Origin of the sequence: Streptomyces hesseae (genome assembly GCF_031845785.1) — a bacterium.
In the GTDB taxonomy this organism is placed as follows: Bacteria; Actinomycetota; Actinomycetes; order Streptomycetales; family Streptomycetaceae; genus Streptomyces; species Streptomyces hesseae.
This window is the reverse complement of the sequence record NZ_JAVRFI010000005.1, coordinates 179,287-205,285: the sequence shown is the minus strand read 5'-3', so window position 1 is coordinate 205,285 and position 25,999 is coordinate 179,287. Positions and strand designations below refer to the sequence as shown.

Annotated in this window: 31 protein-coding genes; 14 read left to right on the top strand and 17 right to left on the bottom strand. The window is 71.1% G+C overall.

Annotated features, from left to right (window positions below; genetic code table 11):
- Positions 1–11 precede the first annotated feature (11 nt).
- From RM609_RS11020 to RM609_RS11000, 5 genes are all read right to left on the bottom strand, one after another.
- Entirely contained in the window at positions 12–443 is a 432-nt protein-coding gene (locus tag RM609_RS11020; protein ID WP_311610016.1) for a phage tail protein, read from the bottom strand.
- Positions 444–1,969: 1,526 nt separating this feature from the next.
- Complete coding sequence (locus RM609_RS11015) at positions 1,970–2,128, bottom strand: DUF6760 family protein (RefSeq protein ID WP_311610015.1); 159 nt, start codon at positions 2,126–2,128, stop codon at positions 1,970–1,972.
- On the bottom strand, positions 2,125–2,520 hold the full coding sequence (locus RM609_RS11010; protein ID WP_311610013.1) for a hypothetical protein: 396 nt from the start codon (positions 2,518–2,520) through the stop codon (positions 2,125–2,127). The genes RM609_RS11015 and RM609_RS11010 overlap by 4 nt, the downstream gene beginning before the upstream one ends.
- A 94-nt stretch (positions 2,521–2,614) precedes the next feature.
- Positions 2,615–4,174: a Vgb family protein gene (locus tag RM609_RS11005; protein WP_311610012.1), complete on the bottom strand. Its 1,560-nt coding sequence runs from the start codon at positions 4,172–4,174 to the stop codon at positions 2,615–2,617.
- A 51-nt stretch (positions 4,175–4,225) separates the two neighbouring features.
- On the bottom strand, positions 4,226–5,545 hold the full coding sequence (locus tag RM609_RS11000) for an NHL repeat-containing protein (RefSeq protein ID WP_311610011.1): 1,320 nt from the start codon (positions 5,543–5,545) through the stop codon (positions 4,226–4,228).
- 570 nt (positions 5,546–6,115) lie between these two features.
- Between RM609_RS11000 and RM609_RS10995 the strand changes: the two genes are divergently transcribed.
- Complete coding sequence (locus RM609_RS10995) at positions 6,116–7,150, top strand: zinc-binding dehydrogenase (RefSeq protein ID WP_311610010.1); 1,035 nt, start codon at positions 6,116–6,118, stop codon at positions 7,148–7,150.
- On the opposite strand, the gene RM609_RS10990 is transcribed toward RM609_RS10995, so the two are convergent.
- The gene (locus RM609_RS10990) at positions 7,137–8,483 is read right to left on the bottom strand and encodes a cytochrome P450 (protein WP_311610008.1); all 1,347 of its coding nucleotides are present in this window, start codon (positions 8,481–8,483) and stop codon (positions 7,137–7,139) included. The genes RM609_RS10995 and RM609_RS10990 overlap by 14 nt on opposite strands.
- A 216-nt stretch (positions 8,484–8,699) precedes the next feature.
- Between RM609_RS10990 and RM609_RS10985 the strand changes: the two genes are divergently transcribed.
- Positions 8,700–9,851, top strand: coding sequence for a DUF3443 family protein (locus RM609_RS10985; protein ID WP_311609998.1), 1,152 nt, complete (start codon positions 8,700–8,702; stop codon positions 9,849–9,851).
- Positions 9,852–9,871: 20 nt separating this feature from the next.
- Here the strand turns inward: RM609_RS10985 and RM609_RS10980 are convergent, their stop codons facing one another.
- A complete protein-coding gene (locus tag RM609_RS10980) occupies positions 9,872–10,042 on the bottom strand; it encodes a hypothetical protein (protein ID WP_438828417.1) in 171 nt (56 codons plus the stop codon).
- 365 nt (positions 10,043–10,407) lie between these two features.
- On the opposite strand from RM609_RS10980, the gene RM609_RS10975 reads away from it, so the two are divergent.
- From RM609_RS10975 to RM609_RS10965, 3 genes are all read left to right on the top strand, one after another.
- Positions 10,408–10,926 (top strand): GNAT family N-acetyltransferase, encoded by a 519-nt coding sequence (locus RM609_RS10975; RefSeq protein WP_311609995.1) that lies wholly within the window; start codon positions 10,408–10,410, stop codon positions 10,924–10,926.
- A 275-nt stretch (positions 10,927–11,201) separates the two neighbouring features.
- Entirely contained in the window at positions 11,202–12,299 is a 1,098-nt protein-coding gene (locus RM609_RS10970; protein ID WP_311609993.1) for an alpha/beta hydrolase, read from the top strand.
- 171 nt (positions 12,300–12,470) lie between these two features.
- Positions 12,471–12,659, top strand: coding sequence for a hypothetical protein (locus tag RM609_RS10965; RefSeq protein ID WP_311609991.1), 189 nt, complete (start codon positions 12,471–12,473; stop codon positions 12,657–12,659).
- Positions 12,660–12,669: 10 nt separating this feature from the next.
- On the opposite strand, the gene RM609_RS10960 is transcribed toward RM609_RS10965, so the two are convergent.
- The 4 genes from RM609_RS10960 to RM609_RS10945 form a co-directional block, all read right to left on the bottom strand.
- Entirely contained in the window at positions 12,670–13,077 is a 408-nt protein-coding gene (locus RM609_RS10960) for an ATP-binding protein (protein ID WP_311609989.1), read from the bottom strand.
- Between the two features lie 191 nt (positions 13,078–13,268).
- A complete protein-coding gene (locus tag RM609_RS10955) occupies positions 13,269–14,177 on the bottom strand; it encodes a carbohydrate kinase family protein (protein ID WP_311609988.1) in 909 nt (302 codons plus the stop codon).
- The gene (locus tag RM609_RS10950; protein ID WP_311609987.1) at positions 14,174–15,100 is read right to left on the bottom strand and encodes a pseudouridine-5'-phosphate glycosidase; all 927 of its coding nucleotides are present in this window, start codon (positions 15,098–15,100) and stop codon (positions 14,174–14,176) included. The genes RM609_RS10955 and RM609_RS10950 overlap by 4 nt, the downstream gene beginning before the upstream one ends.
- Positions 15,101–15,259: 159 nt before the next feature.
- Entirely contained in the window at positions 15,260–15,670 is a 411-nt protein-coding gene (locus RM609_RS10945; protein ID WP_311609986.1) for a DnaJ family domain-containing protein, read from the bottom strand.
- Between the two features lie 130 nt (positions 15,671–15,800).
- Between RM609_RS10945 and RM609_RS10940 the strand changes: the two genes are divergently transcribed.
- Complete coding sequence (locus tag RM609_RS10940; RefSeq protein WP_311609984.1) at positions 15,801–16,580, top strand: tyrosine-protein phosphatase; 780 nt, start codon at positions 15,801–15,803, stop codon at positions 16,578–16,580.
- A gap of 37 nt (positions 16,581–16,617) precedes the next feature.
- Positions 16,618–16,800 (top strand): hypothetical protein, encoded by a 183-nt coding sequence (locus RM609_RS10935; RefSeq protein ID WP_311609983.1) that lies wholly within the window; start codon positions 16,618–16,620, stop codon positions 16,798–16,800.
- Between the two features lie 134 nt (positions 16,801–16,934).
- Here the strand turns inward: RM609_RS10935 and RM609_RS10930 are convergent, their stop codons facing one another.
- A complete protein-coding gene (locus tag RM609_RS10930; protein ID WP_311609981.1) occupies positions 16,935–18,236 on the bottom strand; it encodes a phosphatase PAP2 family protein in 1,302 nt (433 codons plus the stop codon).
- 347 nt (positions 18,237–18,583) lie between these two features.
- On the opposite strand from RM609_RS10930, the gene RM609_RS10925 reads away from it, so the two are divergent.
- The 7 genes from RM609_RS10925 (at position 18,584) to RM609_RS10895 (ending at position 22,070) form a co-directional block, all read left to right on the top strand.
- Positions 18,584–19,918, top strand: coding sequence for a diacylglycerol/lipid kinase family protein (locus tag RM609_RS10925; protein WP_311610248.1), 1,335 nt, complete (start codon positions 18,584–18,586; stop codon positions 19,916–19,918).
- 365 nt (positions 19,919–20,283) lie between these two features.
- Complete coding sequence (locus tag RM609_RS10920) at positions 20,284–20,466, top strand: hypothetical protein (protein ID WP_311609979.1); 183 nt, start codon at positions 20,284–20,286, stop codon at positions 20,464–20,466.
- A gap of 200 nt (positions 20,467–20,666) precedes the next feature.
- A complete protein-coding gene (locus RM609_RS10915) occupies positions 20,667–20,837 on the top strand; it encodes a hypothetical protein (RefSeq protein WP_311609977.1) in 171 nt (56 codons plus the stop codon).
- Positions 20,837–21,193: an ArsR/SmtB family transcription factor gene (locus RM609_RS10910; protein WP_311609975.1), complete on the top strand. Its 357-nt coding sequence runs from the start codon at positions 20,837–20,839 to the stop codon at positions 21,191–21,193. The genes RM609_RS10915 and RM609_RS10910 overlap by 1 nt, the downstream gene beginning before the upstream one ends.
- A gap of 74 nt (positions 21,194–21,267) precedes the next feature.
- Positions 21,268–21,696 (top strand): ATP-binding protein, encoded by a 429-nt coding sequence (locus RM609_RS10905; protein WP_311609973.1) that lies wholly within the window; start codon positions 21,268–21,270, stop codon positions 21,694–21,696.
- Positions 21,686–21,904: a DUF8834 family protein gene (locus RM609_RS10900; protein ID WP_311609971.1), complete on the top strand. Its 219-nt coding sequence runs from the start codon at positions 21,686–21,688 to the stop codon at positions 21,902–21,904. Before RM609_RS10905 ends, RM609_RS10900 begins: the two co-directional genes overlap by 11 nt.
- Positions 21,894–22,070 carry a DUF6126 family protein gene (locus RM609_RS10895; protein ID WP_311609969.1) on the top strand — a complete coding sequence of 59 codons (177 nt, stop codon included), beginning with the start codon at positions 21,894–21,896 and terminating at the stop codon, positions 22,068–22,070. Before RM609_RS10900 ends, RM609_RS10895 begins: the two co-directional genes overlap by 11 nt.
- Before the next feature lie 136 nt (positions 22,071–22,206).
- Here the strand turns inward: RM609_RS10895 and RM609_RS10890 are convergent, their stop codons facing one another.
- The 5 genes from RM609_RS10890 to RM609_RS10870 form a co-directional block, all read right to left on the bottom strand.
- Positions 22,207–22,560 (bottom strand): zinc ribbon domain-containing protein YjdM, encoded by a 354-nt coding sequence (locus RM609_RS10890; protein ID WP_311609967.1) that lies wholly within the window; start codon positions 22,558–22,560, stop codon positions 22,207–22,209.
- A 150-nt stretch (positions 22,561–22,710) separates the two neighbouring features.
- Complete coding sequence (locus RM609_RS10885) at positions 22,711–23,115, bottom strand: anti-sigma factor antagonist (RefSeq protein WP_311609965.1); 405 nt, start codon at positions 23,113–23,115, stop codon at positions 22,711–22,713.
- 154 nt (positions 23,116–23,269) lie between these two features.
- The gene (locus RM609_RS10880; protein ID WP_311609964.1) at positions 23,270–23,725 is read right to left on the bottom strand and encodes a pyridoxamine 5'-phosphate oxidase family protein; all 456 of its coding nucleotides are present in this window, start codon (positions 23,723–23,725) and stop codon (positions 23,270–23,272) included.
- On the bottom strand, positions 23,722–25,455 hold the full coding sequence (locus tag RM609_RS10875) for a SulP family inorganic anion transporter (RefSeq protein ID WP_311609962.1): 1,734 nt from the start codon (positions 25,453–25,455) through the stop codon (positions 23,722–23,724). Before RM609_RS10875 ends, RM609_RS10880 begins: the two co-directional genes overlap by 4 nt.
- The gene (locus RM609_RS10870) at positions 25,452–25,793 is read right to left on the bottom strand and encodes an ArsR/SmtB family transcription factor (RefSeq protein ID WP_311609961.1); all 342 of its coding nucleotides are present in this window, start codon (positions 25,791–25,793) and stop codon (positions 25,452–25,454) included. The genes RM609_RS10875 and RM609_RS10870 overlap by 4 nt, the downstream gene beginning before the upstream one ends.
- Positions 25,794–25,999: the final 206 nt, after the last annotated feature.

Genomic DNA, 25,999 nt, shown 5'->3' with positions numbered 1-25,999 from the left:
CTGACGGGCGATCAGACGGTGATGCCGAGGAATCCGTTGTGGGCGATCTCCAGGGTCTCGCGGGCCGGTTGCGACTGATCGACGTCGAACGCCGGACCGCTCCAGCGCACCGGAAGCACCCCGTCGAGCAGCCACCGCACGAGCGGTCTCCGGTCCGGGCCGAGCGCCACGAGCTGCCCGGGAAGCCGCGTGGGCTCGATCATCTGCAGCTGCATCCACGCCCACACGAGCACGGTCTCCCGTGTCAGCGGCCTGCTGAGCACGACGTTGGTGTAGCGCAGCCGCGTCGGCAGTTGCCACACGTGCCCGTTCGTCCCGCCCTCCACCCGCTCCTCGACCTCCATGGCGCAGCCCAGTCCCTCGCACGCCGTGAACGAGCCGAGGGCGTGGGTGCCGATGGACAGCTGGAAGTGGGAACTGACGGCGAACGGCTGGTCGGCCATGGACGAACACTCCGGGGGTCGGTCGTCGGGCGGTGGTCGGCGCCTTCGGCACGGGGTTCACCGGGGGACGGCGCTTCCCCACGCCCCACCGTCCGGTGGCGGCTCGGCCCGCGGCGGCCACGGAGGCCGGGGCCGGGCCCGGCGCGACCGCCGCCCCAGCTCCAGCGCGGGCAGCACGGCATCGGCCACGGCATCGGCCAGGAGCCCGGTGTGCCGCAGGACGACTTCCCGGGCGACGGCGAAAGCGTCCGGCGGGGGAGGAACGGGCGGTGGCGGTGACGGCGGGGGCGGGGGCGATGGCGGTGGCCCGGCCGAGGGGGCGGCCGGCCACCGGGGCGCCGGGGCGGCGCCGGACGTGCCGCTGCGGATTCCGGTCCCGGCGACGGTCGCGCTTCCGGCGACGGTCCCGCTGGGCGGTGTGGGTGAGGGCCCGGGGCTCTCAGAGGCGGGCGGGGGGAACGCGAAGGGCATGGCCGTGTCGGGCACACGGCTGATCGGTCGCCCGACCCGCAGCCGGGAGGCGGCCGTTGGTGGTGGCGCGCTCTGGTCACGCCGTGCCCCGGGCGGGGTGAGCGCGGGTCCGGGGCCGGGTCCGAGGCCGAGGCCGGGCCCGGGATCCGGGATGACGGCTCGTTCGGCAGCGCGTTCCTTGCTGTCCAGCAGCGTCTGGTGGAGGTCCGCGCTGTGAGAACGGGGGGCGATGCCCGGAGACTGCGGGCCTGTGGGAGCGCCGAGATCGCGGGCCACGGTTCGGCCGTACGAGACCGCCCCATACGAGACCGTCCCGGGCGGCAACGGTACGGCCCGGTCCGGGAGCCGTACGGGATCGCCGGGAAGCTGGAGTCCTTGTGGGCGTGCGAGGCCATCGGCCCTTCGCCCGCCGGGCCGGTCCTGCCCGTCAGCCAAGGTCTCCGGCGGCGTGCTCGCCCTCGGCGCGCGTACGTCCGCCACGGCGCGCCGCACCTCGACGGGGCCCGGGCCAGGGGAGCGTGCGGTGGTCTCCTCGCCGACGTGCGCGTACCCGGCCGTGAGGCCTTCACTCCGGCGAGGCGGGGTGTCGGCCGTCCCGGGCCCGGAGTCCTCCCCTCGGGGCTGTACGGGACCGGTCACCACACCCGGCCCCTCCGGGACGCCACCCCCACCGGGCGCCACCACCTCCGCGACAGGCACAGGGATGGATGCAGGCACCGGCCCGGAGCCCTCAACGTAGGGAGGGAGAGGCGTGACAGGCAAACCCTGAAGGATCGCCGCCCCCAGCGCCAGCGGTATGCCTCGCGGTAAGAGCCGACTGCCGGCCGTGACGACCGGCGCCGGACGCCACGCCACGAGGCCTTGGCGGAAAGCCGGCAGCCCGCCCGCGGACAGTCCCGACAGGTGCAGCAACCCGACCGGCGGCACCTCACGCCACCCCTCGCGTCCCAGGCCGGCCGTGTGCCCGGCCTCCGGTGCCTTGGGCGCGGGGGAGACGGGAACGTCACGTCGCCGTCCGTACCGGCGACGCCACCGGCCCGGCGCGCGCACGACGCTCACCGGCCTTCCCCCGCCGCGCTGTTGATCCTGGCGATCTCCCGCACCCAGGCGCGCCGCTCCTCGTGGGGCAGGGTGACGATGTCCCCGTACGCCCAGTGGAAGTGATAGGCGATGTAGGCGGTCTCCTCACGGAGCCGGCGCGGCGGGTGCGTCATGCTTCCCCCAGGCGGCCGCCGGGTGCCGACGCGGGCAGCGCGAAGGTGGTGCCGCAGGAGGGGCAGGCGACGGCGCCGTGGCCGGAGTCCAGGCCGTTGATCCGCCGGTAGAAGTCCTGGAGATGGGCGAGGTCCTGGGCGAAGAGCCGCTCCACCACGCCCGCGTGGATGTCGGTGACGGTCCCCAGCCGGGTGATGACCAGGCTCAGGAGGACTACTCCGAGGTAGGCGGGGTTCTCCCGGACCCGCTGGTCGATCAGGGGTGACAGCTCGTCACGGGCGGTGGCGAGCCGCATGGATCCCTGGCGGTGGACGGTGCCTGAACCGTCCACGTAGCCGTGGGGGAGTTCGAAGTCGTACTCCGTGCGCAGCGGCGATCCGTTCTCGGGCATGGTGGGGCGGTATCCTCCCTCGGGCGTCCGAGCCGCGCCGTCCCCGGCCCCCGCTCACGCGGTGGGCCGGGGACGTGCGGTCGAGCGGTGGGCGTCAGGCGATGTTCTGCCGGAGCAGCAGACTCACCCAGGTGTCGGCCACCGACACCTGGACCGAGAAGTCACCTTGCTTGTCCCCGGCCGTCAGCACCGGTGAGTCGGCGGAGCCGTCCGGCCCGCTGGGCACCTCGACGACGTCCGTTCCACCGGGGAAGGACGCCATGTTCTCCCCGAGGATCCGGAACGTGACCTGGGCGCCCTCGACGGTGTTGCCCTCGGCGTCCTCCACGATCACCTTCATCGGGTGGTCGAAGGACTTCCCGGCGGGAACGGTCTGTCCCGCGCCGGAGACGTAGCGCACCCGGTCCGCCCTGCCCGGCTGCGGGTTGACGGTCAGCCGGGTGAAGGAGGCGACGGCCTCCGTCTCCGTCCAGCGGGCGGTGACGGGGCAGGGCCCTTCCTTGAGTGGAGTGAGCAGGGAACTGGTCGCGAAGCCGAGTTGCTCGCTCTGCGACCCGGTGTGCTTGATCTCTGTGTGCTCGCCGTTCTCGAAGACGCCGGCGCCCTCCTCGACGGAGAACTCGATCTTCTGCCCGCCCACCGGTGTGCCGTCCAGCAGCATCGCCTTGACCTCGAACGGCTTGGGGAAGGCCTGCCCGACGGTCGTCTTCTGGCCGTCGCCCGAGACCGCCGCGAGCCGGTACCGGGACACGCGCTGCAAGGCCTTCCGTCCGGCCAGCGCGACCCACAGCCGGCTGTCGGCGGACATGGTGAGCCCCGAGGGGCGGGAACCCTGGCCCGTGGGGATCGTCGACGCCCTGTTCTTGCCCGGCAGCACATAGCCGACCGCGTCACCGGCGGTGCTCACGAACCACAGCGTGCCGTCCGCCGTCGCCAGCATGTGGTTGGCCGGGAACGGGGTGTCGACGCGCGTGAGCGTGCCGTCGGCGACGGTGTACTTGAAGACGACGTTCTCCTTGGTGGCCACCCACACGACGTCGCCCGCCGGGGCGGCCGCGACGTCCCGGGGCTCCTTGCCGATGACGATGGGAGAGCTGAAGGCGCCCGTGCTCGCGTCATAGCTGACCAGCGCCTTGGCGCGGGGGGACGTCAGCCAGTAGCGGCCCCGCTCCTGCGCCGCGATCGCGATGCCGTACAGGCCGTCGGGGTACATCATCGAGTACGAGACGCCGCCGCCGGAATCGAGGAAGGCCAGCTGGTTCCAGCTGATCAGCGGGGCGACGATGCGGGGGCGCCCTTCCCTGCTCAGGCCCAGGGCCAGCGCGCGGCAGTCCGTCACGCCGTTGAGGGCGTACACCTGGTACTGGCCGTCGGTCGTGCACCTGACGAAGGCCGAGGCCTTCTCGTCGGTGATGAACGTCCACGCTCCATGGCCCGTCCAGGTGACGAGGGAGCTGGCGGTTCCGGTGGTCCCCGGGCCCGGGGTGAAGACGGTGTTGCCCCAGGGGTTGCGGGGCTCGAAGTAGCCCATGGCGCCCTGGGCGGTGACGAACCACACGTTCTGGTCGTCGTTGTGCCAGGCCACGTCGACGGCGGAGGCGTCGATGGGGAACGTGTCGGAGTCGGTGAGGGGCGGCGACGCTGCGGATGGCATGCTGATTCTCCTTCCGGCGGACTGGAACGATCCGGGTGGCGCGGCGCGCCGCTAGTCCGATGTGACCGTCAGGGTCGTTGCCGTGTGCGGCTCGGTGTTGCCGAGGCCGACGCTGATGACCGCTTCCTCCTGGACGTCACCCGCGATCACGGCCGGGAGGTAGACGCGGCCTCGCTGGTCGGTGAGGATCACACGTTCGTGGGTGCCGTCCACGAAAGCCGCTCCCTCGGCGTCGATCCGGCAGGTGAGGGGGATGCCCGGCACGGGGCGCCCGTTGGCGACGTACTCGACGACGAGCGGCTGGGCGACCTCGTCCTTCATATGGACCTCCGACTCGCCCTGGGCCACGACCTGGGTACGGCCCAGGAGCGAGGGGGCGCCGAACGGGGGCGGGGGCACCGTATAGCTGCCGATGGTCTTCCTGGTCGGGTTGGTGTACCAGAGCTTTCCGTCGGCCGCGACGCAGAGTCCCTTGGCCCCGCCGCCCTGGGGCAACGGCTCCCGGGTGCCGTTCCCGTGGAGGCGCGAGTCGAACTGCCACAATCCATCGCTGGCGGCCACCCACAACTCACCCGTCGCGCTGAACGCCAGTTGCTGTGGGACGGCCGTCCCCAGATCCGCCGTGCGCGTGGTGCCTGTGCCGAGATCGAATCGGATGACCTGGTTGGGGTTGGTGGCGGTCAGCCATACCGCGGTCGTGTCCGCGATGACGTAGTAGGGCTTCTGACCGGGCCGGAGCACCCCGATCGATTCCCATGCCATCGCACCGGGGGAGCGGCGGTAGAGGCCGTTCTCGCTCCTGACCGGGTTGGTGGTCCGGGTCTGGCCCGTGGCCCAGTAGGTGTGGATCTTCCCGGTGGAGTCCGTGGTGACGGCCACGTCCCAGAGCCAGGTGCTCTGGCTGACCGGCATCCGGTCGATGGTGCCGTGGCTGGGGGTGAGGATGCCGACGTAGCTGTGCTGGGGCTCGGCGAAGACGAGGCTGTACTCGGGGATCGGAGTGCCGGGTTGTCCCACGTTGGTGGTCCGGAGCGAAATGCTCTCGGCCTTGGCGTCGGCCTCCAGCGGGAAGAACTGCACGGGGTTCATCCCCGTGGTCTCCATGATCACGATGGGGTCTTCCTGCGCCGGCGGTGCCGGGGCGGCGAACCAGACCCGCTGGAGACCGTCGGGGTCCTTGATGATCCCGGCGCTTAGCTGGGGAATCATCGAATGGTTCACCACCATCTGACTGTTCCCCGCGTTGGGATTGACGCGGATGATGGCTTTGCTCTCGGTGGTCACCCAGAGGTACCTCGCGTTCCCCTGGGCCAGCGAGTGGGGCTTGTAGTTCCCGATGGAGTATTCCTGGATGGTTCCGGGATCCGGCACTGTGGTATTCCCCCTCCGGTCCGTGTGATGGTCGCCAGAACGCACCGGGCCCGCGCGGGGGCGCATGACGGTGAAAGAGGCAGGATCCGGTGGCTCGCGCGGGGCGGCGTTCGGCTGGTCGAGACTATGCCGTGAGCACTACCCCCGGCACCCGGGCGAACCGGCCACCCGGAGCTCGTCCCCATGGCTTCCGGACAACCGGCGGGGTCACCTGGACCGCGGCGGTGTCCGGGCCGCGGACCGGGGATATCCGGTCTTCGCTGTTCCGTATTTCGGGCCCGGCGGCTCCGGGCGCGTTCATGGACGTCAAGGGCGCGCACACCCCGACATCCCAGTAGGACGATATGGCCGGAATTCATTCAGGAACCGTTTTTCTGCCCGGACGGGAATCGTCTGATGGCGGAAAACGCACATCCCATAATTGGTCCGGACTTTGCAGTGAATTGTGGGGTGGGAGGGTCGGCCGGGTTTCTTGACCACCCTCACTCCGGAGGCCGGCGCGACAGCCCCCGGAGGGAGGCGCACGCTGAAGAGGGGACCCATGGCGAAACGACACGATCGGGAAGACCCATGCGAGCGACATTGATCTACGGCGCCGGTGACATCCGGGTGGAGGACGTACCCGACCCCCGCATCAAGGACCCGACGGACGCGGTGGTGCGCGTCGTCCGCTCGTGCGTCTGCGGCAGTGACCTGTGGCCCTACGGCTCGAGACCGGCCACGGAGGAGGGCGAGCGCATCGGCCACGAATTCCTCGGCGTGGTGGAGGAGACCGGCCCGGAGGTCGCCGGGCTGAAGGCCGGCGACCTCGTGGTCGCGCCGTTCGCCTACGCCGACAACACCTGCCGGTTCTGTGCCGAGGGCCTCCACACCTCCTGCCCGCGCGGCGGGTACTGGGGCCAGAACGGTGTGGACGGCGGCCAGGGCGAAGCCGTGCGCAGCCCCTGGGCACAGGGCACCCTGGTGAAGCTGCCCGTCGGCGAGGACTCCGCCCTGTTGCCCTCGCTGCTCACCCTCTCCGACGTCTTCTGCACCGGCCACCACTGCGCCGTCACGGCCGGGGTCGACGCCCGTACGACGGTGACGGTCATCGGCGACGGCGCCGTCGGCCTGTCGGCGGTCCTGGCCGCCCGTCGCCTCGGCGCCGAGCGGATCCTGCTGATGGGTCGTCACGAGGACCGCACCGCCCTCGGGCGCGACTTCGGGGCCACCGACGTGATCCCCGAACGCGGCGACGAAGGCGTCGCGCGCGTACGGGAGTTGACCGGCGGCGAGGGCACCCACACCGTGCTGGAGTGCGTCGGCACCAAGCCAGCGCTGGCCACGGCACTCGCGGTGGTGCGCGACGGCGGCGTGGTGAGCAGGGTCGGTGTGCCGCAGTACGAGGAGGGGCCGGCCGGGTACGAGATGTTCAGCCGCAACGTCTCCCTCACCGGCGGTGTCGCGCCCGCCCGCGCCTACATCGAGGAACTGCTCCCCGACGTCCTCGACGGCACGATCGAACCCGGCAGGGTCTTCGACCGCACCGTGGACCTGGACGGTGTCCCGGACGGCTACCGTGCCATGGCGGACCGCCAGGCCCTGAAGGTGCTCATCGCCCCCTGAACCGGCCCGCCCGCCCCGGAATCCGTGGGCTCACGAACATGCGGATGTCGTCGGCCGCCCAGAGCACGAACCGTTCGACCGGGATCACCTCGTGCCCCGGCACCGGCCGGAACCGGAAGCGCTTGAGCAGCACGGCCAGGACCAGCTCGGCCTCGACCATGGCCAGGCCGGCGCCCTCACAACTGCGCGGCCCGAGCCCGAACGGGATGTGGGCGAGCCGGGGCCGCTTGGCCACCTCCTCCGGAGTGAACCGCTCGGGCAGGAACCTCTCGGGCTCCGGCCAGTAGTCGGGGTTCATGTGGACGGCCCAGAACGGATAGAAGACCGTCGCCCCGGCCGGGATCTCGTACTCGCCCAGGACCAGGGCCTCGGTCGTCTCCCGCGCGCCGTACGGGCCCGGCGGATAGAGCCGCAGCGCTTCCTTGAGGACCATCTCCAGGTATGTGAGCCGCCGCAGGTCTGCGTAGCCGGGCGCCGCGCGGTCACCGAGGACGCGGTCGAGCTCCTCGGCGACGCGTTCGGCCACCTCCGGGTGCCGGCCCAGCAGATGCAGCGTCCACGACACGGCCACCCCGGTGGTGTGATGGGCCGCGAGCATCGTCATCATGACGGTGTCGCGGATCCGCGCGGGGCTCTCACCGGCGTCGACGAACGCCCCGACCAGATCGCTCCGGTCCGCGCGGCCGCCCGCGCGATGCGCCGCGACCACCCGGTCGACGACCGCGCGCAGATAGGCGAGAGCCTCCTCCGCCCGCCCGGCACGCTCATCCCGGGCATCGGTGGCCGGCGCCTGGTAGAGCCGCCTCAGATACTCGGTGAGCACCTCCTCGAAGGCGGTGACGACACGGTCGGGGTCCTCGACGTCGCCTCCCAGCGCGTACGAGCAGATCATCCGCAGCGACAGCGCGGTGAGGTCCTTCTGTAACTCGACGGGCTCACGGCCGGCCCGCGCCGCCCAGCTGTCGGCGACCGCCGTCGTCAGCGCGGTGAACCGCGCGAAGTGCCGCTCGTGGGAAGGCCGCCCGGCCAGGACCGACAGCAGTAGACGCCGCCACGGCGTGTGCTCGTCGGCCGGCAGCACCTGGAGATTCCCCGCCTCGCACAGCGGGGCAAGGAAGTCGAACAGCCGCTCGGGACGCTTGTCCAAATGAGCCGTGGCCTCCAGCAGCACGGGGTCGGCGACCGACATGGCCGTCTCCGCGCCGGGGAGCTGGAACCGTACGACGGGCCCGTACTCGGCGTGCAGCCGCAACTGATAGGTGTGGAGTCCGCCCGCTGCCGCCACGGCACCGACGCCACCGTCCGCCCGGGGCTCGGGACCTGGGATGCGCATGACCAATCCTTTCCTCCGACTCCTCCGACAGACCGATTCACGAGGCAGCGTGCGAAATCCGCAAGACCACGACCGGTCGTGAGGCGCATGCGCCGACCGGAGGGGCGGCCTTCTACCTCCACCGCACCTGAATGGATGCCGTCACGGGGCGCCGGGCCGGGACACCGGTGATCCTTGCGGCAGGAGCCCTCGCCGCAGCCAGAAGCCGGAGCCGCCGTGCCGCTCTCCCCGCACCAGCCCCGCCCGCCGCGCCGCCTGCTCCGTCACCTGGCCGCCGCAGCAGCGGCAACGCTCGCCGCACTGCTGCTGACGGCCTGCGGCAGCGGCCCCGAACCGGGTGCGTCGACGGCGACCGGCGGCGCCTCACGGGCGTCGAACGTACCCCTGACCTACCTGCCGGCGGGCAGCGCGGGCGGCAGACTGAGCGCGCCCCGGCTCCAGGCCACCGTCCGCATCGGCGCACGGCTGGTGAACCTGCTGGTGGACACGGGCTCCACCGGGCTGAAAGTCCTCGCCTCCGCCGTCGGGGACGACGCGACCCCCACCGGCACCACCGGAAGCAGCAGCTTCCTCAGCGGGCTGAAGATCAGCGGCCGAGAGGCCCGCGCCACCCTCCGGCTGGGCGCCGCCACCGCCGACAACCAGACCATCCTGCTCGTCGACTCCCTCGGATGCGTCGACCGGGCCACCGACTGCGCGGCGGCCCACGGCGGCACACCGGAGGAGTTCGGCGGCGTCTTCGACGGCATCCTCGGCATCGGCATGGCCGAACGCGACGAGGGCGTCAAGGGCTGCTGCGCCAACCCCATGTCCGGCCTCACCGGCGACGGATCCTTCATCGTCCACTTCGACGAGGAACACCCCCAGCTGAGGCTCAACCCCCCGCCCGGAACCGTGGAACGGTTCAGGACCGTCAGCCTGAAACGGACGGTCACCGCGCCGGCCCGGCCCGGTGCCACCCCGACCACTCTGACCTCCTGGAACCCCACCCCCATGGAGGCGTGCCTGACCGTGACCGCCGTCCTCGACCACGAGTGCGCCCCCGTCGTCTTCGACACCGGCACCCCCACCCTCGCCCTGGAGGCCCCCGGCCCGGCCGGACCGGCGCTCGGCGCACTGCTGCCGGGCGGCGTCGTGGACACCTACGGCCGGCAGGTCGCGCTCACCATCACATCGGCCGACTGGAACTGGACCTACCAAATGCCCTCCAGGGAGGCCCTCACTCAGCCGATGAACGCGCTGAGCACCCCACTGCTCAGCTACGGCAGACAGACACAGGCCGTGATCATCGCCGGGCTGCCCGCCTTCACCAAGGTCGACGTGCTCTACGACCTGCACGGCGGCCGGACCGGACTGGCACCCCGGTGAGAGACGCCGGACCGCACCGGTTACTCGGCCGTCCACTCATGGGGCCGGCCCCCGACCCACTCGACGGTCTCCGGGTCGTCGAGCAGCGCCTCCGCGTCCGGCAGCCCGGCCCGGCGCAGGAACTCGACCACGTCCTCGTCCCGGTAGGCGAGGCCGAGGGCGTGCTCGACCCCTTGACGGCGGACGGTCACACGCCGCCCACCACCGGCATCGAGCCGGTGCACAGAAATAGGCGCCGACATGACCCAACAGTGCGTCGCGAAGGCGACCCCCGCACCTGGAGACGGTGGCCGTCCGTTCGGGCCGGAACCATCGTTAAATCGAAGGATGAATCCAGCAACGTGTGCTAACTTCGAAGAAGTTCTGCTGATCAAGTGTGAGGATGAAAGGGAGGTGGGGTTGATGACCGAGCTCATGGCCACTGCGCAGCGCAGCGCCCGGACCGCCCTCACGTCCCGGGCGACGGCCTGACCCGGCCACCCGCCTCGCCGGGAGCGTGAGCTCGCGAGGCTGTCCTCCGTACGAACTCCCACACGAAACGGATCCTCGTTCCGTCATGCGTACCCACGACCAGTGGAACACCCGCGCCGAGACCGGCGCCGATATTCCCGCCATCCGTGAGATCAACCTCACCGCGTTCGACACCCCGAACGAGGCCGACCTCGTCGACGCCCTGCGCGCCGATCCCTCCTGGATCGACGGCCTGTCCATCGTCGCCACCGACGAGGACGGCGAACCCGTCGGTCACGCGCTACTGACGCGCTGCCACATCGACGACACCCCCGCCCTGTGCCTGGCCCCCGTCGCCGTACAGCCCGGGCTCCAGAGGAGCGGCGCCGGATCGGCGGCCGTCCGCGCCGCGCTGCGGGCGGCCAAGGACATGGGAGAGCGCTACGTCGTCGTCCTCGGGCATCCGGCGTACTACCCGCGCTTCGGCTTCGGGCGCGCCTCCGCCCACGGCATCGGCGTGACCATCGACGTCCCGGACGAGGCGCTGATGGCCCTCGCCCTGGACGACGACACCCACCCGCTGCCCGCCGGGACCGTCCGCTACGCGGCGCCCTTCGGCATCTAAGGGCCCCAAGGGCCCCAGCAGGGCTGTGCGGGGTGCTCCGGCACCCCGCACAGCCGACGGTCTACCCTCGAAGAAAGGGGCCGGTTCCGCCCGCCGCGCCCCCGTAGACCCCTGTGACGGCCCCGCCACGCGCCGGCCCGCCGCGCGTCGGACCCGGGGAAACATCATCGTTCTGTGACAGCCGGAACCCGCTGCCCGACGGGCCCTGTCCTTACAGACGTCACAACAAGCCAGCAATACTCGCGCCCCTGTCGTCACCGCAGTAAGGACTTCCGATGTCGTACCAGTCACCCACCACCTACCAGGCCCGGCGCCGTCCCTCCCGCGCCAAACGGTGGGTGATCGCCGCGGCTTCGGTCGTCACTCTCGGCCTTATCGCCTGGCCCGTCATGTCCTACTACGAGATACCCCCGTTCACGGACAAGGGCGACGCGATCTCCTTCGGCGGATCGGGCGACGGCAAGAACGGCGACCAGTCCGGCTCCAAGGCCCAGATGCCCCTCGGCCCGAACGCCGGCTTCAAGATCTCCGGCACCGTCCCCGAGGACGGCACCAAGATCGCTGTCACCACCTACAAGGGCAAGAAGTCCGGCTTCGAAGGCAAGGTCTGGGTCTGGGCCCCCAAGGAGTACGACGACCCGAAGTACGCCAAGAGCGGCTTCCCCGTCCTCATCGCCCTCCCCGGCGGCGCCGGATACCCCAACAACTACTGGATGGGCACCGACCTCAAGCTCGAGGCGTCCATCTCCAAGTGGGCCAAGGAAGGCAAGAGCCTCCCCTTCATCATCGCCATGCCGGTCCTCAACCCCGAGAACCACGACAAGGACCCCAAGGACCCGAAGGCCGGGCTCTACTGGGACGGCAGCGACATCCCCGGCCAGCCCAAGATGGGCACCTGGCTCACCGAGGACGTTCCCCAGCTCATCAAGGAGAACTTCCGCACCATCAAGTCCCGTGACGGCTGGGCCTTCATGGGTTCCTCCACCGGTGCCTCCGCGGGCCTGAAGTCGGTCCTCCAGAAGCCCGACCAGTTCAAGGCGGTCATCGCCTCCGGCCCCGACATCGTTCCCGACTCCCGCCTGTGGGCCGGTCACGAGAAGGAGAAGGCCGACAACAACTCCGACGTCCTCGCCCAGCGCCTCATCGCCAAGAAGGGCCCCGAGGTCTACCTCGCCTTCCAGGTCGGCTCCAACGAACCGGTGAAGCCCCCGATCGACCGCTTCATCGCCAAGTACGGCGACAAGGGCCCGATCAAGACCAAGTACCGGATCAACGTCGGCGGCGAGCACAACGCGGCCTCCTACGTCCCCAACATGGAGGCCGGCGGCCTGATCCAGTGGATCAGCGAACACATGCAGGGCCCCACGACCTGACACCGGTGAGCGGACCACCGGCCCGCACCCCGCACAGCCCCCTCCGTCTCCGCCCGGGGACGGAGGGGGCTGTTCCCTGTCCCGCCGCCGACATGCACGCCGAGCGGATGCGTGTGAGGCTGCTCTGGGCGAAGCCGCCCGGCGCCCGCCTCATGGAGGAGTGAGCACAGCATGGACAGCAGCAGGGAGCGCGACCCCTACCGTGACACCGACGACTACGTCGAGGACATGACGGAGGAGACGCTGGGGCAGCGCGAGCAGTCCCGGCAGAGCATGCAGGCACAGCAGCAGGACGGGCAGCGCGAGCGGCTGGACGACGATTTCTACGAGGACCAGGACGACCTCGACGACCTCCAGTAGCCCCCGGCCGTCACGAAGGCAGGTGCCCCAGCCCTCCGGACGCCAGCCTCCCGAAGGGCGGGCCGTCCTTGGTGGCCGCCCGCGCGGTCTCACCGACGGCCTCACCCGCCGACCCCGCCGCGCGGCCGACGGTCTGCTGGACGGCAGACGTCGACGACTTCACGGCCGTACCGCCCGTCCGGCCGGCCGCCGGGACCGCCCTGCCGACGGCACCGCCCCCGGCGTCACCGACCACCCTCGTCGTCTTCTGGGCGGCCTCGTCCACCGCCGAGCCCAGATTGCCCGGGTCGACCATGGTGACACCCTTCAGATCGAGCCCCTTCGGCAGTGCGGCCGCGTGAGCGGTGGCCCCCGGCCCGACGGCACCCGCGCCCAGGGCGGCCATGGCCAGGGCGGCCGTCGCAAGGACTCGTCGCATCATGACTCCTTCGATCGTCGACGGAAGAGCCTCCACGACGACAACGAGCCGGAGACGACACCGGACACGTCACGAGGGCAGGCCGCGAGCCCATTCCCTCCACCACAGTAAAGACAAGGCACCCGGTCATTCGATCACTCCGGCCACCTGCCGGTGCCGGGGAGGACCGGTAACGGCCCCCCGTCGCACGGTCAACCCGGCCGGCGCGGTCTGCCGCCGATGACCGTGACGGCGTCGGCGGCGATCCGGCAGCCGTGCCGCGCGGCCTCGACCGGGCCGTGGCCCGCGAGACGGGCCGCGAGGAAGGCGCCGGTGAAGGCGTCACCCGCACCCGTGGTGTCCACGACCGTCGCGGGCCGGGCCGGCACCCGGGCGACGACCGTGCCCGATTCCGCCACCAGCGCGCCCCGCGCGCCCCGCGTCGAGACCACGAGCGGAAAGCGCCGGCTCAGCTCGGCCGCCGCACCGGCCGGCTCGGAACACCCGGTGAGCAGCGCCGCCTCGTGGTGACTGGGCAGGAGGACGTCCGCTCCGGCGATCGCGGCGAGAAAACGGTCCGTACCGAAGCGGGAGATGAAGCCCGCCGACGCCGGGTCGACGCTCACCGGTATGGAACGGGCGCGGGCAGCCTCCATCGCCAGCCGGGCCGCCGCGCGGCTGGCGTCGGCGAAGAAGAGATAGCCGGACACATGCAGGTGACCGATCCCGGCGAGCAGCTCGCCGTCCCAGTCGTCGGCGCACAGCCGCAGCACCGCGCCGCTGTCGGTGAGAAACGTCCGCTCGCCATCGGCGCCGACCAGGCAGACGACCGTGCCGGTGGGCGCCGCGGGATCGGCCACCAGATGCGGCCGGACACCGGACGCGCGGAGCACGCGCTCGTGGGTGTCCACCGTGTCCGCGCCCACCCGGGCCAGGACGCGTACGTCCTCGGCACCCGAACGGGCCGCCCAGCAGGCCACATTGGCCCCCGCTCCACCGGGCAGCGTGGCTATGCGGGCCGCCGTGTCGGTCGCGGGCGCGAGCGGCGAGTGATGACGGGCGACGATGTCGGTCACCACATCGCCGACGACGAGCAGCCCTCCCGCCGCACCGCCCGTCACGCGGCGTACGCCTTGGCGATCTCCGCCGCCAGCCGGACATTGCCCCGCACCGCCGCCACGTTGGCCTCCAAGGACGCGCCGTCGGTGTGCCGGACGAGATGGTCGAGGAGGAACGGAGTGACCGCCTGCCCGGTGACACCCTCCCGGGCACACGCCGCCAGCGCCCCGGCGAGCACTCTGTCGTGCAACGCCGGGTCCAGCTGCTGATCCACGGGGACGGGGTTCGCGACGACCAGGGCCGAGGGCGGGCCACCCAGCGTGTCCTGGGCGCGCAACACCTCCGCCACCTCCGCCGCCGTCCCGACCGACCAGTCGACCGGCACGCCGGAGCCGCTGAGGTAGAAGCCGGGGAACTCCCCGGTCCCGAAGCCCAGCACACCCACGCCCAACGTCTCCAGGCGCTGCAATGTCGCGGGCACGTCCAGGACCGACTTCACCCCCGCGCAGACCACCGCGATCCGGGTCCGCGCCAGCAGCCGCAGATCGGCGGACTCGTCCTGCGTCTCCGCCCACTCACGGTGGACGCCCCCGAGGCCGCCCGTCGCGAACACGCGGATCCCGGCCCGTTCCGCGAGGAACGCCGTCCCCGACACCGTCGTCGCCCCGCTCGCCCCCGCCGCCATCGCCGGTGCCAGATCGCGGCTCCCCAGCTTGCGCAGCCCGTCATCGTCGGCCACCCGCGCCAATCGCGCCTTGTCCAGGCCGATGTGCGGCCGCCCGTCCAGCACCGCGACGGTCGCGGGTACGGCGCCACCGGCCCGTACGAGCTCCTCCAGCTCCTCCGCCACCCGCAGGTTCCGCGGCCGGGGCAGCCCGTGCGAGATGATCGTCGACTCCAGAGCCACCACCGGCCGGCCGCGTTCCAGCGCCTCCCGCACCTCGTCCGAGACAACCAACGGCCCCCGAGCCGATTCCTCCGCCATTGCCAGCCCCTTCCGCCCCACCCTGCACGGCACTGCGCACCGGACTCCTGGTGCAAAGACCGTTCCCAGCCTCGCGGCACCGGAAGCCTTCCGGGGCGAACGGGAACGAACAATGGTGCTCAGGCCGTCAGGAGACGGTTCGGAAGGCGGGGGAGCGCGTCACGAAAGGCCGTCACCCCGCTTCTCCTGCCGCGCGGCGAGGACGTCGTCGATGTCGAAGGGGACCAGACCGAGCGGCGGTCCGGGCGGCGGCCTGCGGAGGGACGCGGCGATCTTGTCGTTGATCTCGTGGACGATCCGCCGCGCCTCCTCCTCGGTCCGGGCCGCCACCGCCGCCGTCAGGGCGTCCTCCGCTTCCTTGCGCAACGCCAGCGTCGGCGGCAGGAACGAGATCTTCTCGCGGCGCATCTTCTCCTTGATCCACCAGTCCGCGTCGTAGGGCCGGTCGACGCCCGCCAGCGGCTTGCCGAACCCCGGCAGGTCCCGGAAGTCGCCGCGCTCCTCGGCTTCCCGTATCTGCCGGTCCGCCCACGACTCGAAGTCCGACACACGGGGTTTACGCTCGGTCACAGTCCGCTCCTCCCGGCCGTGGCGCGCCCGCCCACGGCCCGTGTCCAGCACACCGCCTGTGCCTCAAGGTTCTCAGACCGGACGTGGGAACCGGCCCCGACGCCGGCATGCCCGGCCATAGGGTGACGGCGTGAGGAGACATATCGCGTTCGATCGCCTGCACAACTTCCGCGACCTCGGCGGCTACCCGACCACCGACGGACACACGGTCCGCTGGGGCCGGCTGTTCCGCTCGGACTCGCTGGGCAAGCTGCGCGACCAGGACTGGGACCGCTTCCTCGCCCTGGGCGTCCGCACCGTGATCGACCTCAGGTACTCCTGGGAAGCCGAACGCAGCGGACGGGTCCCGCACCACCCCGCGCTCGCCTACCACAACCTGAGCATCGAACACCGGCCGTACGACCAGGCCGCCTTGGGCCCCGACGTCGACCCCGCCCGCTACCTCGCCGACAGATACGCCGAAGTGGCACACGACGGCGTCAAGGAACTCCGCCGCGCCCTGGAGATCGTCGCCGACGACACCGCTCCGCTCGTCTTCCACTGCCACTCCGGCAAGGACCGCACCGGCCTGCTCGCGATGCTGGTTCTCGCGCTGGTCGGCGTGCGCGAGGACGACATCGTCGCCGACTTCGCCCTCACCGGGCTGGCCACCGAACGCCTGGTCGCCGATTGGCACGCCAGTTACCCGGACCTCACGCTCAGCTGGCCCGGCTACGGCCGCGCACCGGCCGCGATCATGAGGCTCTTCATGGCCGAGCTGACCGCCCAGTACGGGTCGGTGCGGGGCTACGCCGCGCAGCGGCTCGGTGTCGACGACGACCTGGTGGCGGCGCTTCGCGGACAGCTCCTGACGCGGGAGAGCGCGGCCGAGGCGGACGGATGCATGCCCGACGCACCCGTGCAAACCTGAAAATGACGCGGAAGTCCGATGAGAGAGGAAGCCGGCCATGATCGGACTACCGAAAATAAGGCACAAGGAATCCCGCACCGCCGAACACGAGCGAAAGCAGCAGGAAAAGGCGGAAAAAGCCAGGAAGGAAGCGGATAAGGCGGCGGAAGGCGGCTACAAGCCCGCACCCGAGCAGGACGTCCTCGGCTGGGGTCACCGCGGGGAGTCGCCCCCTGATTAGGGCGCACTGGCAGGTAAGGGCGCACTGGCGGGCCTGCCCGAACGAGCGCCACCGGCCGGCGTCGGCCGACGCCGGCCGGTGCGCTGTTCTCTCCTCATCACTCCGTGACAGCGGACGAACCGCACCCGCGTGACTCAAACGAGTTCGGGTTGCGGTTCCGGCAGCCGCACCGGCACGGCCTTCGGCTCCCACAGCCTGGTGGTCCGTACATAGCCGTAGATCACCGAGGCCATAGCCAGAATGAGAAGCGGCCCGAACACCCACGGATGCTCGGCCATCTCCACCGGCAGATAGCGGTATGACAGCAGGAGCGCGGTGAAGACCGTCGTGCCGTAGGCGACCAGCTGGATTCCCGACCGGTCCCAGCCGCGGTCGAGCGAGCGCAGACCCGCCTCGATCGTGAGCGAGAAAACCACACCGGCGACGAGATCCGCGCCGTAGTGATAGCCGAAGCCCAGCGTCGCGCTGAGCGTGGCGATCAGCCAGAACGTTCCCGCGTATCGCAGAATTCGCGGTCCCTTGCGGGAATGAATGAAGATCGCGGTGGCCCACGCCGTGTGGAGGCTGGGCATGCAGTTGCGCGGGGTGATCCCGTCGTACGGCACCGGGTGCGGGGTACCGATCGGCGGCGGCGTGTGCGGCCACAGATCGGCCACCGCCCATTGCAGGCCGCCGGTGCCGGAGGTGCCCGGGCCGTAGGTGAAGATCGGTCCGACCACCGGGAAGATCATGTAGATGGCCGGGCCGAGGAGGCCGATCACCAGGAAGGTGCGCACCAGGTGGTGGCTCGGGAAGCGTCGCTCGGCCGCCACGTTGCGCAGCTGGTACAGCGCGACGACGACGGCGGCCACCGCGAGCTGGGCGTAGACCAGGTCGAGAACATGGGTGCCGACCGGGCCGATGGCCTCAAGGATCCGGCCCGCCAGCCACGACGGGTTGCCCAGCGCGTGATCGGCGGTCGCCACGTACTGGTCGAGCACCGTCGGGCGGGTCTTCGACGTGATGAGCAGCCAGGTGTCGCCGGTCTTGCGGCCGGCCACCAGCAGCAGGCCCAGCCCGACGCCCTTCAGCAGCAGGACGCGCTCCCGGCCGGTGCGGCGCGTGACGGCGATGACCGCGCAGCCCAGCATCACCCACAACGCGCCGTTGCCGAAGTAATGGCCGTCGGTCATCTTGGCGCCGACCGCCCACCGCACCAGCACGAAGACGACGTCGATGCCGATCGCGGCACCGGCCGCGATGAACCGTTGCCGCCAGGTGAGCACCACCATCATCAACGCCAGACCGCCGTACAGCGGCCCAGGCTTGGGGGCGAATATCACCTCTTTCGCCTGGTTGGTCAACGGCCCCGGTACGCCGGCGTAGCTACGGGCGACGATCTCCAGCGCGATGAGGAATCCGAGGGCCACCGCACCCGCCGTGGCCCACAGGACCACCCGTGGCTGACGCCACGCGGCGGACTTGATTATGGGTTTTATGGATATCAATTGTTTGGCCGATTTGTTAGACGTTGTTCAAGGCGGTCACTCTTCGAGCCGGACAGCGTGGCCTTCCGGTGAAGGACGGGCGATGGAGGCGCACGTCGAGAGTCCGATCATGCCATTGGAGCGGTACGGGTGGTTTCGCCGGCCACCGATCCCGCGCGTACGCCCCCGCCGACGACCCGGCGCCTCTCGTGGTGCTTGGCGTGGCCAGGGTCGGCGTCGTCCAATGGCGGGGGACCCACGCCCTGAACCACAGCGACAGTGATATCGACGACACCGACACGCGGACGGGAGAGACGATGGACGGTGCTCCGGACCCCGATGACGCCCTCAGACGGCGCCGCTTCGCGCGCCTGGCGATCGCGGCCGCCGCCGCGGGCGTCCTGTTGCTCCTGATCGTCGCAGGGCCGAAGAGCGTTGTGCTGCTCGGCGTCGGGGCCGTGGCGCTCGTCGCCTTCGTCATGGGCCTGTGGTGGACCATGGCCCGGCGGGGCCCGGTACGGATCCTGGCCGCCGGGCTGGCCGTCGCCGCGCCGGTCGCCGCGATCGTCCTCTACGCCGCCGCCGGCCTGCTGTGGCTCGTCCTGCTCTGCCTGGCGCTGTGGGCCGGGGCGGCCTCCGCCGGCTGGACCGCGCTGGGCGCCGGCAGCCACTCGACCACCGCCCGGGAACAGCCCGCCGCGCCGCCCTCGCGCCCGTACCTCATCATGAATCCGCGCTCGGGTGACGGGAAGGTCGAGAGGTTCGGGCTGCGGGAGAAGGCGGAAGCCCTGGGCGCGCGGGTCGTGCTCCTCGACCCGGGTCACCACCAGGACGTCGTCGCTCTCGCCCGCCGGGCCGCCGCCGACGGGGCGGACCTCCTCGGCGTGGCGGGCGGCGACGGCACCCAGGCCCTCGTGGCGGATGTCGCGGCGGCGCACGGGCTGCCGTTCATGGTCGTCCCGGCCGGCACCCGCAACCACTTCGCCCTGGACCTCGGCCTCGACCGCGACGACCCCGCCAAATGCCTGACCGCCCTCACCGACGGCGTCGAGCTGCGCGTGGACCTCGGACGCGTCGGCGAGCGCGCCTTCGTCAACAACGCCTCGTTCGGTGCCTACGCGACCGTCGTCGGCAGCCGCGCCTACCGCGACGACAAGATCCGTACGATCCTGCGGCTGCTGCCGGACGCCCTGTCCCGGCACACCGGCCCGCACCTGCGCGTCCACGCCGAGGGCGACACGATCGACGCCCCACAGGCCGTGCTCGTGAGCAACAACCCCTACCGTGTCGGCGACAGCGCGGGCCTCGGACGGCGCGACCGGCTGGACGGCGGGGTCCTGGGCCTGCTGGGCATCAAGGTCGACACCGCCGCGGAGGCGGCCGACATGCTGCTCGCCCCCGACTCGCCGGGCCTGACGCTCCTCACCACCCACGAGGCGGTCATCGAGGCCGACACACCCGAGGTGGCCGTCGGCGTCGACGGGGAGGCACTCACCCTCCCGACCCCCGTACGCTGCGCGATCGAGCCCGGCGCGCTACGCGTACGGGTACCGCGCCGCCGCCCGGGCGTCCCCCGGGCCAAGCCCCCGCTGGACTGGCGGCGCCTGTACGCGTTGGCCACGACGACAGGACGGCCCGGCCGAGCCAGATAGGCGAAGGTCTTCGACACCGCCAAGTACGGCCCAAGTACTGCTCGAACAGCACATCGAGGCCGTGGCGCTGCTGCACCGCGCGCCACGCCTCCTGCATCACCGGTCGCGTATCGAGGAGGACTCCGTCGAGGTCGAGGAGCAGCGAGCGCTGTCCGCTGCGGTGCGCCGGATCCGGGTGACGGCTCTGCACCGCGGGGCAAGGTGTCGGGGTCATGCTCTTCTCCCTCTCGAACGCGGGGTGGGAGTGCAATGGATCGAAGGGGTGTACCAAGTTCCCGAGGTCCGTGAGAGCGATCCACAAGTGATCACTCCTCGGAGGGCGGATCGGACACACTGACCGGCGGCGGGCTCGGTACGGTGATGCGGTGGTGCTCGAGCTGGACGGGCTGCCCGAGCAGCCAGACTGTGGCGACGACGCCGGCCCCGTACGTCCACCCCGGAGGGCAGCCGACGGGCTGCGCGAACTCGCGACCCTCGGCTACCGGCACCGCGCCACGCCCGAGGTCACGGAGCTGCGCGAACGCATCAAGGAGACGATCAACGCGTGAGCGCCGCCGCCATACAGTCCCGCCACGTATGACCACCACTCGTCGATGAGCCCGCCGCGTGAGCGGCCGATCGCCTCGTCGGGCCTCAACCTGACCTGTTCCCGTCATGCGCCTGCGAGCTGCTGCTCGATGCCCTAGACTTGAAGAAGTCTTCAATTCATTATTTCTCATTTTGGTCAAGCAGGGTGCGGAGGTCTGAGGTGGGCGGGTTCGCCGAAGCGGCACGGGAACGGGTCAGCCGGGCACGGGCTGCCCTCGAGGCCGCACAGGAGGCCGGTGACGCGTACGAGGCTGCGGCGGCGTCGGATGAGCTGGAGGACGCCCTGCGCGTGGCTCGTGAGCATGGCGTGGCCGTGGAGGGCGGGCAGTGATGCGGGTGGGACAGGTTCCGCTGTACCAGGCGAAGGCGGAGTTCTTCCGGATGCTGGGGCACCCGGTACGCATCCGGGTGCTGGAGCTGTTGCAGGACGGGCCCAAGCCCGTGCGCGACCTGCTGGCCGCGATCGAGATCGAGCCCTCCAGCCTGTCGCAGCAACTGGCCGTGCTTCGCCGCTCGGGCATCGTCACGTCCACCCGCACCGGCTCCACCGTCGTCTACGCACTGGCAGGCGGTGACGTGGCCGAGCTGATGCGCGCCGCACGGCGGATTCTCACCGAGTTGCTGGCCGGGCAGAACGAGCTCCTCGAAGAGCTGCTGGAAGCCGAGCCGCAGCAGGCGGTGCGGTGATGGGGCGACACCGCAAGCACACCCCGGTGCAGGCGGCCATGTGCAAGCCGGCTTCTCCGCCTGTGTGGCGGCGCATGCTCACGTTGCCGTCGGTGCCGGAGGCGGTGCGGCAGACCCGGCGGGATACGGCCGCGGCTCTGTCGGAGTACGGGCTCAGCCCGGACTCGGCGTTCGCCGGCGCCGTGCTGCTGGTGGTCAGTGAGCTGGTCAGCAACGCCGTCCGCCACGCTGCCGACCACTCGCCCACCGTGGATGTGACCCTGGCCATCGCAGCGGAGCGCCTGGTGATAGGCGTCGCGGACCAGGATCCCCGTCTTCCGGACCTGTCCCCGCAGGCGATGGGGGACGGCCTGCGGACCGTATCGGAGCTGACCGCCGCCTATGGCGGTGCGCTCAGTGTCGAGGCGGCCGTGCACAGGTGCGGCAAGACGATGCTGGTCTGGTTCGCTCTCCCCGACGACCTGGGTATGTACGGAAGGCGCGTCGGCTCCTGTGCGCTTTGAGATCACGTACCTGCACGCCGAGGGCCATCAGCCCACCCACACCGTGGACGCGGCCGAGATCCGCGTCCTCGTGGCACGGGCCGCGCAGGACGGGGTGCGTGTACGCGTGCGCCCCAGCGCCGCCGCCCAAGCGCTGCGCCACGGCCACACCGGCTCCGCATCGGATGACGCAGCCCCGGGAGAAACAGAGCCCCGCCATGGCCGATGACACCAACCGGCAACCCGCACCGAATCCTGCTGAATCCGGCCCGAGAAGCGAGAAATGGGCGGAGAAGCAGGTCGCCCTGCGGGTACTGGTCTACGTCTTTGTCACCCACGCCATCGCCGGATTCATCTGGCTGCTGTTCTATCTCGGCGACCACGCGAATAAGTAACGCGTTCCTCTCCATGGATTGTCGGCTGGAGAGCAGGCGGCGGTCGAGAGGCATACGCACAACGACCGCATGCGGAAACGGAACTGCCCGGGGCGATATCCCGGGCAGTTCCGTTCGCGGCAGGAAAGTGGTGCGGTCAGGCCTTCTTGACCACGCTGGACTTGAGGTGCATCTGGCCGAATCCGTCGACCTTGCAGTCGATGTCATGGCCGTCCGGACCGTCCACGAGGCGGATGTTGCGCACCTTGGTGCCCGCCTTGATACCGGTCGGGTGGCCCTTGACCTTCAGGCTCTTGACCACGGTGACGGTGTCGCCGTCGGCCAGGACATTGCCGACCGCATCCCGGATCACTTTCTCACCGGCCTCTTCCGCGGCCTCGGTGGGCGCGGGCGTCCACTCGTGGCCGCACTCGGGGCAGACCAGGAGTGTGCCCATTTCATAGGTGTATATGCCGGCGCATTCGGGGCACGGCGAAAGGTTCTCGTTCACGGGAACATTGTAGGCCTGGGTTCCCGCGGCGTGCGATTCTCTCCACGAGGGACGCGCTTATGTGAGTATTCGCCAAAGGCCTGCCCAGACAGCGCCGGTACAGCTCTTCAATGCCTGCCGGAGGGCGACGCGAGGAGCGCCCTGCCGGCTTCAGCCCGCGTGCGGTGTGTCCTCGGGCCAGGCGCTGGTGCGCCACTGCTGACCCGCCCCGTCGGGATGTATGTGGTGGGTGGCCAGGGCGGAGTCCAGGTCGGGGTGGACGGGGATGTGCGGCTGCCTGGCGTCGGGGACGAGGGAGCCGTCGGCAGGTATCGCGGCGAGTTCCACAGCCCGGCCGGCGTCGGCCAGGCGGGCGGCGGCGTCCGCGATGGCGTGCTGGCCTTCGACGGACCAGCCCTTGAGGGCGGTCAGGTCGAGGATGAGGGGGCCGGTGCCGCGTGCTTCCACCCAGCCGACGGCTCCGGCGAAGCGGGCTGTGGCCTGCTCGCCGAGGTAGCCGGAGACCGACAGGATCCCCAGGGCCGGGTAGTTGGTGTAGCTCCACTCGATCGTCATGTGGTTCCTCGCAATTCAGCTTCGGGGACGGGCCGCTCGGTGGCCCTCCGGCCACAGGGGCAGGCTGATCCAGATGTTCTTGCCGCCGCCATCGGTGCCACCATCGCCTGCGCCGTCTATGAAGCGCGCCGGTGCGGCAAAGCGACGGGTTGCCTCACGACGCGGCGGGCCTGCTCGTCCCGCCCCTGGCCCCGGTTGCGTCGGGGGCGTGGGCGAAGCGGAATCCGGTGATGGTCTGCGGGTGGATGCGCAGGAGCGCGTCGTGGGGGCCGTGGGCCCAGCCGGGCAGGGTACGCCGGTAGTGGCCGGCCTCGTCGGGGTCGGTGACGAGCTCGGCCAGTCCCGTGGCGGTCACGGCCCAGCCGGTCCCGGTGTTGGGGTGAAGGTAGTCGCAGTGGTACGTGACGCTCACCCGGCCCGACAGCGCGGCGTTCGCAGCCGGTGTGCGCACGATCAGCCGGCCGTACTCCAGGACATGGGAAGCGGGCCGTACCGCGATCGCGTCGCGCTGCTCGTACAGGAGCCGTCCCTGCGAGGCCCCGCCGAGCATGTACCAGGCTTCCTCGCCGGAGACGTCGACCATGCGCCGGGGCGCTGGAGCAGTGGTCATCGGGTGGGCTCCTCCTCGCTGGTGGGGGTGGTCTTCCGACCGGGGACGGACAGAACTCCGGCGCTGTGCAGATGGGCGCGGGCGGTGGCGATGGCCTCGGGGGTGGTGGTGAACTCGCGGCCCTCGTGCCGCAGCAGTTCCAGGGCGCCGACGGAGTCGAGGACCTGTCGCTGGCCTGGGCGTATGCCGGAGGCCATGACGGCTATGCCGCGGCGGTGCAGCTTGGTCACGGCGTCCTTGAGGACGAGGGCGCCGGTGGCGTCGATGGTGGACACGCGGGACATGCGCAGGATGACCACGCGCACGTCGGCGACCTCGGAGAGCTCCAGCAGGAAGCGGTGGGCGGCGGCGAAGAACAGCGGCCCGTCGATCCGGTAGGCCACGATGTGCTCGGCGAGCAGCGCGTGTTCCTCGGCACTGTGGTCGCCGGACAGCTCCGCCGCCAGGGGGACCTGGTCGAGACGGGCCTGTCCGGCCACGGCCCGCAGCGCGAGCACGCCCGCGACGGCCAGGCCGATGAGAACCGCGTAGACCAGATCCAGCGCCAGGGTCGCGGCAGCGGTCAGCACCAGAACGATCGCGTCCGAGCGGGTCGCGCGGGCCATCGCCCGCAGCGAGCCGACCTCGACCATGCGGATCGCCGTCGCGATCAGTACGCCGGCCAGGGCGGCGAGCGGGATGCGGGAGACCAGCGGGGCGGCGGCGAAGACGATGACCGCGAGCACAGTGGCGTGCGTGAGCGACGCCAGCCGCGATCCCGCGCCGGTACGGACGTTGACCGCGGTCCGCGCTATCGCACCGGTGGCGGGGACACCGCCGAAGAGCGGTGCGGCGATGTTGGCCAGTCCCTGGCCGAACAACTCCCGGTCCGGGTCGTGCTTCTGTCCGACGGTCATCCCGTCCGCGACGGACGCGGACAGCAGAGACTCGAGCGCGGCCAGGGCGGCCACCGCGATCGCCGGGGCCAGCAGCGAGCCCAGCGCACCGGGATCGAGGAAGGACAGTGAGGGCGCGGGCAGTCCGGCGGGCAGGTCGCCGATCGGGCGGGCCGCGTCCAGGTGGAAGACCTGGGCCACGACCGTCGCGCCGATCACCGCGAGGATCGAGAACGGGATCGTCGGCCGCCACCGCGCGCCCAGCAGCATGACCGCGGCCACCACGGCCGCGAGTGCGACGGCGGTCCAGTTCGGCACCCTGACGAATGCCTCGAACGCGCGCCAGGTCACCACCAGGACCTTGTCGCCTTCCGGCTTGGGCACCCCCAGAGCGCCCGGCACCTGCTGCAGCCCGATCACACCCGCGATGCCGAGCGTGAAGCCCTCCACCACAGGGGCCGGCACGTACTGCATGTAGCGTCCGGCGCGGGCGAGCGCGAGGCCGATGAGCATCGCGCCGGCGATCAGCCCGACCGTCAGCACCCCACCGGGCCCGTACCGGGCCACGATCGGCACCAGCACCACCGTCATCGCACCCGTCGGCCCGGACACCTGAAGATTCGAGCCGCCGAACACCGCGGCCAGCGCCCCGGCGACCACGGCGGTGGCCAGCCCCGCCTCGGCACCGAGACCGGAGGAAACACCGAAACCCAGCGCGAGCGGCAACGCCACGATCGCGACCGTCAGCCCCGCCAGAAGATCACGCTTCGGATCCCGGCGTGCCGCCACGAGATCAGCGCGGGCGGGCAGGAGAGAACGAACCCGGGACCATGCCCGGACAGCCACGGTGGTCACTCGGCGCCGACCTCGGCTTCCCGCAGCTCCTCCAGCAGCTCGTTCTGCCCGGACAGCATCTCGGTGAGGATCCGCCGCGCGGCGCGCATCAGCTCGGCCACATCCCCGCCCGCCAGCTCATAGACAACGGTCGAGCCGGTACGGGTCGAGGTCACGATCCCCGAGCGGCGCAGCACCGCCAGCTGCTGGGACAGCGCCGACGGCTCGATCTCCATCGCGGCCAGCAGGTCCCGCACCGGAGTCGGGCCGTCCTGGAGCAGCTCCAGCACCCGGATACGCACCGGATGTCCCAGCATCCGGAAGAACTCCGCCTTCGCCTGATACAGCGGAACCGACACCAGACTCCTCGATCTCTGCCTTTGCGCGACCCCGCCGGCCGGGGCCCACCCCAGGGCCGTGCCCGCGGCTACCTACGGACACGGCCAATACATCATGTAGCGAATTGAAGAATTTTGCAATTTGCAAGCCGGGGCGGGGTCGGCGTCCGCGTCGCCACCAGCGCGATGCTCCTGCTGCGCGGCCCGTCGAGGCCTGCTCATTCCCG

Excerpts from the sequence above, each read along its gene's own strand:
- RM609_RS11020 (WP_311610016.1), bottom strand. The coding sequence starts at position 443 with ATGGCCGACCAGCCGTTCGCCGTCAGTTCCCACTTCCAGCTGTCCATC.
- RM609_RS11015 (WP_311610015.1), bottom strand. The coding sequence starts at position 2,128 with ATGACGCACCCGCCGCGCCGGCTCCGTGAGGAGACCGCCTACATCGCC.
- RM609_RS11010 (WP_311610013.1), bottom strand. The coding sequence starts at position 2,520 with ATGCCCGAGAACGGATCGCCGCTGCGCACGGAGTACGACTTCGAACTC.
- RM609_RS11005 (WP_311610012.1), bottom strand. The coding sequence starts at position 4,174 with ATGCCATCCGCAGCGTCGCCGCCCCTCACCGACTCCGACACGTTCCCC.
- RM609_RS10995 (WP_311610010.1), top strand. The coding sequence starts at position 6,116 with ATGCGAGCGACATTGATCTACGGCGCCGGTGACATCCGGGTGGAGGAC.
- RM609_RS10990 (WP_311610008.1), bottom strand. The coding sequence starts at position 8,483 with ATGCGCATCCCAGGTCCCGAGCCCCGGGCGGACGGTGGCGTCGGTGCC.
- RM609_RS10975 (WP_311609995.1), top strand. The coding sequence starts at position 10,408 with ATGCGTACCCACGACCAGTGGAACACCCGCGCCGAGACCGGCGCCGAT.
- RM609_RS10970 (WP_311609993.1), top strand. The coding sequence starts at position 11,202 with ATGTCGTACCAGTCACCCACCACCTACCAGGCCCGGCGCCGTCCCTCC.
- RM609_RS10965 (WP_311609991.1), top strand. The coding sequence starts at position 12,471 with ATGGACAGCAGCAGGGAGCGCGACCCCTACCGTGACACCGACGACTAC.
- RM609_RS10960 (WP_311609989.1), bottom strand. The coding sequence starts at position 13,077 with ATGCGACGAGTCCTTGCGACGGCCGCCCTGGCCATGGCCGCCCTGGGC.
- RM609_RS10950 (WP_311609987.1), bottom strand. The coding sequence starts at position 15,100 with ATGGCGGAGGAATCGGCTCGGGGGCCGTTGGTTGTCTCGGACGAGGTG.
- RM609_RS10935 (WP_311609983.1), top strand. The coding sequence starts at position 16,618 with ATGATCGGACTACCGAAAATAAGGCACAAGGAATCCCGCACCGCCGAA.
- RM609_RS10925 (WP_311610248.1), top strand. The coding sequence starts at position 18,584 with ATGGACGGTGCTCCGGACCCCGATGACGCCCTCAGACGGCGCCGCTTC.
- RM609_RS10910 (WP_311609975.1), top strand. The coding sequence starts at position 20,837 with ATGCGGGTGGGACAGGTTCCGCTGTACCAGGCGAAGGCGGAGTTCTTC.
- RM609_RS10905 (WP_311609973.1), top strand. The coding sequence starts at position 21,268 with ATGCTCACGTTGCCGTCGGTGCCGGAGGCGGTGCGGCAGACCCGGCGG.
- RM609_RS10895 (WP_311609969.1), top strand. The coding sequence starts at position 21,894 with ATGGCCGATGACACCAACCGGCAACCCGCACCGAATCCTGCTGAATCC.
- RM609_RS10885 (WP_311609965.1), bottom strand. The coding sequence starts at position 23,115 with ATGACGATCGAGTGGAGCTACACCAACTACCCGGCCCTGGGGATCCTG.
- RM609_RS10880 (WP_311609964.1), bottom strand. The coding sequence starts at position 23,725 with ATGACCACTGCTCCAGCGCCCCGGCGCATGGTCGACGTCTCCGGCGAG.